This window comes from Gilliamella sp. Fer4-1, assembly GCF_001690515.1.
Classification (GTDB): domain Bacteria; phylum Pseudomonadota; class Gammaproteobacteria; order Enterobacterales; family Orbaceae; genus Gilliamella; species Gilliamella apicola_C.
This window is the reverse complement of the sequence record NZ_LZGZ01000235.1, coordinates 1-9,964: the sequence shown is the minus strand read 5'-3', so window position 1 is coordinate 9,964 and position 9,964 is coordinate 1. Positions and strand designations below refer to the sequence as shown.

The 9,964-nt window shown below is 37.5% G+C and carries 9 protein-coding genes; 3 read left to right on the top strand and 6 right to left on the bottom strand.

Going from position 1 to position 9,964, the window contains the following annotated elements:
* The first annotated feature begins 276 nt into the window (after window positions 1-276).
* Window positions 277-1,242 carry a cysteine synthase A gene (cysK, locus tag A9G30_RS08415; RefSeq protein WP_065588657.1) on the top strand — a complete coding sequence of 322 codons (966 nt, stop codon included), beginning with the start codon at window positions 277-279 and terminating at the stop codon, window positions 1,240-1,242.
* 90 nt (window positions 1,243-1,332) lie between these two features.
* Here cysK and ruvB read toward each other — a convergent pair whose 3' ends face one another.
* The 6 genes from ruvB to A9G30_RS08385 all read right to left on the bottom strand — a co-directional run bounded on the left by ruvB (window position 1,333) and on the right by A9G30_RS08385 (window position 8,225).
* On the bottom strand, window positions 1,333-2,337 hold the full coding sequence (ruvB, locus tag A9G30_RS08410; protein WP_065567580.1) for a Holliday junction branch migration DNA helicase RuvB: 1,005 nt from the start codon (window positions 2,335-2,337) through the stop codon (window positions 1,333-1,335).
* Window positions 2,338-2,350: 13 nt separating this feature from the next.
* Window positions 2,351-2,959 (bottom strand): Holliday junction branch migration protein RuvA, encoded by a 609-nt coding sequence (ruvA, locus tag A9G30_RS08405; RefSeq protein WP_065588656.1) that lies wholly within the window; start codon window positions 2,957-2,959, stop codon window positions 2,351-2,353.
* Between the two features lie 170 nt (window positions 2,960-3,129).
* A complete protein-coding gene (locus tag A9G30_RS08400) occupies window positions 3,130-3,468 on the bottom strand; it encodes a YbaB/EbfC family nucleoid-associated protein (protein WP_065567582.1) in 339 nt (112 codons plus the stop codon).
* Window positions 3,469-3,499: 31 nt separating this feature from the next.
* A complete protein-coding gene (gene dnaX, locus A9G30_RS08395; RefSeq protein WP_065588655.1) occupies window positions 3,500-5,626 on the bottom strand; it encodes a DNA polymerase III subunit gamma/tau in 2,127 nt (708 codons plus the stop codon).
* 645 nt (window positions 5,627-6,271) lie between these two features.
* Entirely contained in the window at window positions 6,272-6,727 is a 456-nt protein-coding gene (locus tag A9G30_RS08390; protein WP_065580560.1) for a DNA polymerase III subunit chi, read from the bottom strand.
* A gap of 16 nt (window positions 6,728-6,743) precedes the next feature.
* Window positions 6,744-8,225: a leucyl aminopeptidase gene (locus A9G30_RS08385; RefSeq protein ID WP_065588654.1), complete on the bottom strand. Its 1,482-nt coding sequence runs from the start codon at window positions 8,223-8,225 to the stop codon at window positions 6,744-6,746.
* Between the two features lie 137 nt (window positions 8,226-8,362).
* Here A9G30_RS08385 and lptF point away from each other — a divergent pair, with 137 nt between their 5' ends.
* Together lptF and A9G30_RS08375 are read left to right on the top strand one after the other, a co-directional pair.
* Window positions 8,363-9,466, top strand: a complete 1,104-nt coding sequence (lptF, locus tag A9G30_RS08380) for an LPS export ABC transporter permease LptF (protein WP_065588653.1) — start codon at window positions 8,363-8,365, stop codon at window positions 9,464-9,466.
* A 10-nt stretch (window positions 9,467-9,476) separates the two neighbouring features.
* On the top strand, window positions 9,477-9,964 hold a 488-nt coding region (locus tag A9G30_RS08375), incomplete at its 3' end, for an LptF/LptG family permease (protein ID WP_141672047.1).

The following is a 9,964-nucleotide window of genomic DNA, read 5'->3' as shown; positions in this document are numbered from 1 at the left end:
ATCAGTTCATTTTACACATAAAAATCATTCAGAAAACCTATTGATTTTATTAAAGTTTTATTTTGGCATCGAATTTTTATTAAACCTTTATTCGCACCAAAATATGCTTTTAGCTTTTTGATAAAAAGCCATTTTCCTGCTTATAGCTTAAATGAATATCATTATACTAATTAATTAGTACCATCTTTTTAAGATAGATTTATAATAGCGAATATGATTAAGTAACCAGACAGATGGCTGTCGCCTATCTGACTGTGACTAAATAAGGAAATGATAATGAGCAAAATATTTGATGATAATTCGCAAACTATTGGTCATACCCCACTTGTTCGTTTAAAACACTTTGGTCATGGTAATATTTTAGCCAAAGCCGAATCACGTAATCCAAGTTTTAGCGTGAAGTGTCGTATTGCATCGAATATGATTTGGGATGCGGAAAAGCGTGGTTTATTAACTTCAGATGTTGAATTAATTGAGCCGACCAGCGGTAATACGGGTATTGCACTTGCGGCTGTCGCTGCAGCTCGTGGTTATAAGCTAACATTAACTATGCCTGAAAGCATGAGTATTGAACGCAGAAAGCTGTTAAAAGCTTTAGGTGCCAACTTAGTATTGACTGAAGCATCAAAAGGTATGAAAGGTGCCATTGATAAAGCCGAAGAAATTGTTGCCAGTAATCCACAAAAAAATATCATGCTTCAACAATTTAGTAACCCAGCTAACCCTGAAATTCACGAAAAAACCACTGGTCCTGAAATTTGGAATGATACCGATGGTCAAATCGATGTGTTTGTTGCTGGTATTGGAACTGGTGGTACGTTCACTGGTGTAACACGTTATATCAAAAAAACGCAAGGTAAAAATATTACTGCAGTCGCCGTTGAGCCAACTAATTCACCCGTAATTACTCAGGCGCTAGCAGGTGAATCAATCAAGCCAGGACCGCATAAAATTCAGGGTATTGGGGCTGGTTTTATTCCTGAAAATCTAGATTTAAGTTTAATCGATTTGGTCGAAAAAGTTTCTAACGAAGATGCTATTGATACCGCTCGTATATTAATGGAAAAAGAAGGCATTTTAGCAGGCATATCGTCTGGTGCTGCGGTTTTTGCAGCCGATCGTTTAGCTAAATTACCTGAAAATGCAAATAAAACCATTGTTGTCATTTTGCCTTCTTCTGGCGAACGCTATTTAAGTACTGACTTATTTAGTGGTATTTTTACCGAAAAAGAACTTGGTTAAGCTGAAATCGCAATAAAATATCCGTAATAAAAAGCGCAAATCATCAAATCATTGTGCTTTTTGCTAATATACATTTATTGACACACTGGGCTAATTATCCTGAATAATGCCAAAATGGCGGTACGCATGTGGCGTTGCAATTCTGCCACGAGGGGTTCTTTGGATATAACCTTGTTGGATTAAAAACGGTTCAAGCACGTCTTCGATCGTTTCGCGCTCTTCGCCAATTGCCGCCGCAATATTATCTAAGCCAACAGGCCCACCCATAAATTTTTCGATAATAGTAAGCAATAATTTGCGATCCATATAATCAAAACCTTCGTTATCAACATCAAGCATATCCAGTGCTTGGGTAGCGATTTTTTTATCGATAACACCTTTGGACTTTACATCAGCATAATCGCGCACACGACGCAAAAGGCGATTAGCAATTCGAGGAGTACCACGTGAACGTTTGGCAATCAAATAAGCCCCTTCATCTGACAGATCCATGCCTAAAAATTTGGCACTGCGACTAACAATATATTCCAAATCCTCAACACGATAAAATTCAAGACGTTGTACAATACCAAAGCGATCTCTCAGTGGCGAAGTCAACGAACCAGCTCGCGTTGTTGCACCAATTAATGTAAAGGGAGGAAGATCAATTTTGATCGAACGTGCCGCAGGCCCTTCGCCAATCATAATATCTAGTTGGTAATCTTCCATCGCTGGGTATAAAATTTCTTCAACTACAGGTGATAGGCGATGAATTTCATCAATAAACAATACATCGTTAGGCTCTAAATTGGTTAGCATAGCGGCTAAATCGCCCGCTTTTTCTAAAACAGGACCAGATGTAGTACGTAAATTAACATTCATTTCGTTCGCTACAATGTTAGCTAACGTGGTTTTACCAAGCCCAGGCGGACCAAATATAAGCACATGATCGAGCGCATCACTACGTTGTTTAGCTGCTTGAATAAAAATCTTCATTTGTTCGCGCACTTGTGGTTGGCCGATGTATTCGTCCAAATATTTGGGGCGAATAGCACGATCTAACGATTCTTCTTCTTTTTGTACTTGTGGGGCGATCAAACGATCCGCTTCAATCATAATAAATCCCTATTTACAATGCCGATTTTAAGGCTTCACGAATCAGTGTTTCACAATCCATATCTGGGTTAATGACTTTATTAATGATACGACTGGCTTCTTGCGGTTTATAACCAAGTGCAATTAGAGCTGAAACCGCCTCGCTTTCAATTTGATTAGCCGATTTTTGAACACTATTTGTTTCAATAGCGGTGCTAGCGCTTGATGATTGTTCTCCAAACCGTTTAATACGATCTTTCATTTCCACAATTAACCGTTCAGCTGTTTTGTTACCTACACCGGGTAGTTTTACTAAGGTTTTAATTTCACCTTGCTCAACAGCGCTAATAAATTGCCCTGCGGACATACCTGATAAAATGGCTAACGCTAATTTAGGTCCTACTCCATTGACTTTTATTAGCTCACGAAATAGCTCACGCTCTTGATCTTGATTAAAGCCATACAATACTTGAGCATCTTCACGAACTACAAAATGGGTTAACACAATAACTTCTTGCCCATTTTCGGGTAATTCATAAAAACAGGTCATCGGCATAAATACATCATAACCGACACCGCCAACTTCAATCAGTACTTTTGGGGGTTGTTTTTCAATAATAGTGCCTCGTAAACGACCAATCACAATATATCCTTAATAATAAAGCGTAATAAATCAGCAAATAATTAAGCGTAGTTTACCCGATAGCAAAAAAATAATAAAGAAAAACTGTATAAATAGACAGGCAATAAAATAATATTGCCGACATTTGTTGACTATGTCGGCAACATAAATCGCAAAATTAATGCGTTATCTTAGAATGGCATTTTAAAACCTGGCGGTAATTGCATGCCGCCAGTAACTTGCGCCATACGTTCTTTCTGTGCTGTATCTAAACGACGCGCTGCATCATTATAAGCAGCAGCAATAAGATCTTCTAACATTTCTTTATCATCATCAGCCATAAGTGATGGATCAATTTCAACACGCTTACAACTGTGTGCACCATTAATCGTAACTTTGACTAAGCCGGCACCAGACTCGCCAGTAACTTCCAATTTGGCGATCTCTTCTTGCGCTTGTTGCATTTTTGCTTGCATTTGTTGGGCTTGTTTCATTAAATTGCCCAAGCCACCTTTTCCACCTGAAAACATAATTATTCCTCGTTAAAAAAATATCGCTGTATTATACAGGACGAACACTTGTCTCATCAATCTTAGCGTCAAAATATCGGCAAATTGTTGCCACTTTGGGATCTTCAGCAATGATTATTTTAGCTTGTGCTAATTTTTGTTGATACAATGCTTCGCGCATTTCCAATGGTGTTTTATCATATTGATTGTCATCAATAATGATTTTTACATCAAGTTCTTGCTTACGTTGTTCACAAAGCGCCTTTTGCACTTTAGCTACGTTATTTGCCGAATTAATTAAATGCTTAACTGCCGAGCGCACACGTAACACAATAGTATTATCATCCACTTGTTGAAAAACGGCATTAACCACAATTTGTTTAAGCAACGGTGGCAAATTCAATTGCTCAATTTCGGCACACCAAGCATTTTTTTGCGCCATTTCTGTAATCAGTTTTTGGGTCATTTCGGGGGTTTTGTCGCCGTTAAGCGATTCACGAAAGGCCTTAGTATCAATAACCAATTCTTCCTTCATAGCAATTAAACCACTAGCTTGCCATTGATAATTTTCAGCAGTGATTTCTTCTTTACTATCATCGTGATCCGTATTATGGGGATCTGCGCTAACCTCATTTACTGGTTGCTGAATATTCTGTTTAATTCGCGTCAGTGGCTCATTAACTACTCGTTTTTTAGGTTGATTTACATCAACCGATTCAGACTTTTTTGAATTTTGTTCCTCTTTGATTAGCTGCATACGCATTTCTAAAATGCTTTTAGTCATCGACGGAGCATCATCAGGAATCGCTAAATCAACCGTTTTCGTTTTTACATCAGCAGTTGGTTCCGCTTTTAAAGGAACAACATCTGCCATTGAATCGTTCTTTTTTTGTTCTTCGGTTTGTAACTTTGGTGGTAAACTCGAACTTGTTACTGCATGTGACGAACGTTGTTGAGATGTAACCTGCTCAACATTATTTTTAGGTTGTTGTGTTTGCGATTGTTGATTACTCTTAGGTTGTGCTTGGGTTGACTCTGGTTGCTGCGTATTACTCGCAGTTCGTAGCATTACTGATGGTGTAACAGCATCAACCGACTTTGGTATAAAAGCTAAAGCACGTAAAAAGCTCATTTCCACGCCAATTTTTTTATCAGGTGCAAAACTTAGTTCTTTACGCCCCATCAATAGAATTTGATAAAAAAGTTGTACATCATTTGGCGCCATAGATTGTGCTAAAAAACGGATGCGCTCTTCATTATCAGTATAATCACCAAGTGCCGTTGGTACTACTTGCAATAAAGCAATTTGGTGCAACAGTGTAATTGTTTCAGCTAATAAATGATCCCAATTTGCACCTTGCATAGCTGCCGCTTCAATCTGTTGCATTAAGGCATTGCCATTACCATTATGCATTGCCTCAACAAGAGCAAATGGAATCGATTTATCAAGTGTGCCAAGCATTATTGCCACTGATTTTGCATCAATGATACCATTGCCAAGAGCAATCGCTTGATCAGTCAAACTCAAAGCATCACGCATACTGCCGTTAGCTGCTTTTGCTAATAAGCCAATCGCTTTGGGATCACTACTGATTTGTTCTAATTGTAAAATATGCTCAAGTTGTTGGCTAATTAAAGCCGTATCAAGCACATTTAAATGTAAATGCAAACAGCGCGATAATATCGTAATGGGTAATTTTTGCGGATCGGTGGTCGCTAATAAAAACTTAACATGCTCAGGAGGCTCTTCTAAGGTTTTTAGTAGCGCATTAAAACTACTGCGCGACAACATATGCACTTCGTCAATCAAATAAACTTTAAATCGACCTTTTGTTGGCAAATATTGGATATTATCAAGTATTTCACGTGTATCTTCAACTTTAGTACGTGATGCGGCATCAATTTCCAAAAGGTCAACAAATCGACCTAGCTCAATATCACGACAATTATCACATACACCACAAGGAGTGGCTGTTATACCCGTTTCGCAGTTCAAACCCTTAGCCAATAAACGGGCAATCGACGTTTTACCTACACCACGAGTACCAGAAAACAAATAAGCGTGATGGACACGTCCAAGTGAAAGCGCATTAGACAGAATTTTAAGGACATGTTGCTGCCCAACAACTTCGAAAAATGATTTTGGTCGCCATTTGCGTGCCAGAACTTGATAACTCATAATCACCATAACGCATTATTGCCATTGAATTTGGCGCTAATCATACCATAAACTGGCAAAATAGTCTTTAAACGGACAATAATAAAAATGGTTACACAAGGTGCTCTTTTTCATTTTCAAGCACTATTTACTTCGGTGGTCATTATTTTCGGTAAAAATCATTTCGCCTAATATTTTTATTCAATTTGCGAATTTTTCTCAATTGCTAGTATATTTCCGGCCTTAAACAAATAGCATCAACAATAGTTAACGCTGTTAACTTTGACTAATACCCGCTTTTATGACATAAAAGGCGTTTAGATTAATGATGGGTTTTATCTATTTTTAGGTTAACTAGCGATATAACATTGCACTAGTTGCCGGTAGTTATTATTAAGTATTGAAATGAGCGTGACACTAAAAAAATAGAACATACCGCCTTGCTTAACAAAAGAAAAACCAGATGAAATTTGCAAAAAACTTTTTATAAACGATTTAAATTCGTTATGGTGATTCATTTTAATGAATTGATAAAACAAGTTTAAAACGATTGTCGATTGTTCGGTATCTTGTTAATCGCCATCAAAAAACCGCCAGAAAAGACATTGATTTTATTGAGGTTTTTATTGATAACAAAAAACAAAAATAAATTAATAAGATACTTTTTTAGTCACAAATTATCGGAATCGTTTTAAGATTAAAACCAGCCTCTTTATATAACTTATACCTAACCCTTGCGAGCGACTTTAGTCGCTCATCGGTTGGCACAAAATCGATAATATCACGATAGACACCAGCAAATTCGGGAAACTGCTCTTGTAAATTAATCAGCAACTGACGGCTTGCGCTACTCCGTTTTTGTGGCCAACTAATTTCAACCGGCGATCCGCCTTTCATCCCTTCTCCAGCCAAATTATGAGGAACAAAATTATCCGTTTCGAGTTGCCAAAGGTATTCATCGATTCGTTCGGCCTGAGCCTGATCTTGACAAGCAACTTGCACGCGCTGATTCGCGTGCCATGCTTCAACAATTTTTTGACATGCTAACTTCTCAAAAAACAAAATGCCCGATTCGTCGGCTTGTGTTTGATTTTCAAGTAAGTAGAAGATGACTTTTTTCATTAGATCAACGCTCAATTTATTGGTCTAGTAAGTATTGAATCAACATCGCAACAGGGCGCCCTGTTGCACCTTTTTTTGCACCTGAGCTCCATGCTGTGCCGGCAATATCTAAATGCGCCCATTGATATTTTTCGGTAAAGCGTGATAAAAAGCACGCAGCAGTAATAGTGCCCCCATCTCGACCACCTGCATTTACAATATCGGCACATGTAGATTTAATTTGTTCTTGGAAGTCATTATCAATCGGTAATGCCCATGCTTTGTCACCTGCTTTTTGAGAAGCGGAAACAAGTTGTGCTATCAATTGATCATTATTGCCCATTACGCCTGTATAGTGATGCCCCAATGCAACAATACAAGCTCCCGTTAAAGTAGCAATATCAATAACCGCTTTTGGATTATAACGTTCAACATAAGTTAAAGCATCACATAACACTAAACGACCTTCAGCATCGGTGTTAATTACTTCAACAGTGGTACCAGACATTGTCGTTAATATATCACCAGGTCGATAACTGTTGCCATCTGGCATATTTTCGCAACCTGCCATAATACCTACGACATTAATTGGCAATTTTAATTCAGCTACAGCTTGCATAACGCCATATACCGTCGCTGCACCACACATATCATATTTCATTTCATCCATACCTGCCGATGGTTTGAGAGATATGCCACCAGAATCAAAAGTAAGCCCTTTGCCGACTAATACATAAGGTTTGGCTTGTTTGTCTTTTGCTCCTGTATATTCAATAATGGTCATAATTGATTCATTTTCTGAACCACGCCCGACGGCTAAATAAGCATTCATGCTTAATTTTGCCAACTCATCTTCACCAAGGCAGGAGACCTTTAATGACGAGTGTAATTTGCCGAGTTGTTTACCTTGATCGGCTAAGTATTTTGCGTTACAAACGTTTGATGGCATATTGGCAATGTTTTTTGTTGTGACAATCGCATCAGCAATAATTTGACCTTGTAACAAATTACTAGCTAACTGTGGTAACTCATTTTCGTTGTGAGTGAATAATGTCACATTAGTTAAACTTGGTACAGGCGCTTTAGTCGTTTTAAATTCACCAAATTGATAAGTAATATCGCTAACAATTTGCGGTAATTGTTTAGCGATTTGAGCACTATTGGCTTCATTAATTGTTAACAAATCCCATGCAATATTTTTGATTTTTTTGGCAAGGACTTCTTTTATGACTGCTTGAACCACCTTTTTGGCTTGTGACAAATCAAAATTTTTGGCTTTATCACAACCGACAAATAACAATTTTTGTTTTAAATTGTTGCTGTTGGCATAGAGTAACGTAGTTCTACCCAATTCACTGCTTATGTCACCCGATTTAATGAGTTGGCTAACTAAACCATGGGTTGAGTTGTCAATATCTTTAACAAAATCGGACTGATTTTTTCCTGAAGCAATTGAAATAACTAAACACTCTGCTTTTTGCTTGGTGATAATAGCACTGTTTTTTATTTGAAATTCCATGGTGTTTCTCGTTTATGAATTGATAAAGATAATGAATATTCTATCGCTTCGTTATTGGATAGCAACAAAAAGATAACTAAAAGCGCTCAAATCAGATTATAATAGTCAGATTTTATGCCAACATATATAGGTAAGTTGTGATAATTCGTCGATATTTAGTTAAAGAGACATTGAAAACCCAAGGAGCAATTCTATTTATTTTATTGCTGATTTTCTTTTCTCAAAAATTAATCAGAATTCTGTCAAGCGCTATTGATGGTTCGATTCCCCGAGAATTAATTATGCCATTATTAGTTTTGGGCGTGTCAAATATGGCTGATCTTATTTTACCGCTAAGTCTTTTTTTAGGCGTACTTGTGGTCTTTGGGCGACTTTATTCTGACAGTGAAATGGTCGCTATGTATGCTTGTGGCATTAAAAAGAATTTAACTTATCAAGTGGTGCTTTTTCTCTGCATTCTAACCTGCATATTGACAGCGCTGAATGCACTTTGGTTTGGTCCTTGGTCTAACGTTAAGCAAGATCAGCTACTTGCAAATGCGAAAATAAACCCGAGTTTAGCGGGGTTATTAGCGGGGCAATTTCAACAAACGCCAGATGGTAATTCAGTGATTTATATTGGTAATGTTGATAATAATAACCTAGAAAACGTATTTATTGCGCAAATCAATCCCAAAGCTAATCAACGACCATCGATCATTCTTGCCAATAAGGGTAAAACAGGCCATGATGATGAAGGCAATCAAATCATTAAGCTTGAAAATGCCAACCGTTATGAAGGTACAGCGCAATTAAAAGATTTTCGGATCTCAAACTTTCATAATTATTTAGGTATCATTAAACCCAAAGAACTCAATATTACTGAAGAGGTCGATAAAACCAATGTTCAACAGTTGGGATTGTCTGAACTTACAAATCTTAATACCCCTAAAGCCAATGCAGAATTTTATTGGCGAATAACATTGATTATTTCGGTGCCTTTGATGGCATTTTTAGTTATTCCTCTGAGCGTATCTAACCCACGCCAAGGGCGCCTAGCTCAAGTTTTTCCAGCGTTACTGCTTTATTTGGTTTATTTTCTGTCAGCTAGTTCAATTAAGGCTAATGCAGGGAAAGGCCGATTAGATCCTGAATTGTGGTTTTATACGTTAAATTTAGGATATTTTGTATTGGCACTCATTTTAAATTGTTGGGATAATCTATTTATGCGTAAACTTCGCTTGAAATATTCGGCATCTTAAGGAGAAAAGTGTGTTTTCGATTTTAGATCGTTATATTGGTAAAACTATTTTAAGTACCATTGGTGTTAGCCTTTTTCTGCTGATTAGTCTGTCGGGTATTATTCGTTTTATAGATCAACTTCGAAAAATAAAAGTTGATTATGATGCGTTTTCTGTTGGTGTTTATACCTTTTTAATGGCGCCAAAAGACTTAGAAGTTTTCTTTCCTATGGCAGCATTATTGGGGGCTTTAATTGGTTTAGGCTTATTGGCATCACGCAGTGAACTAATTGTGATGGAAACGTCAGGCTTTAGTCGTTTCAAAATTGCCCTTGCGGTTATGAAAACAGCATTACCGCTCGTATTAATTACAATGGCAGTTGGAGAATGGATTGCTCCTATTAGCGAACAGACTGCACGCAATATGCGCTCTGAAAAGCTTTATGGTAATACCTTAATGGCACAGCAAGGCAGCATTTGGGCTAAAGACGGTAATGATTATGTGTTTATTGGGCAGGT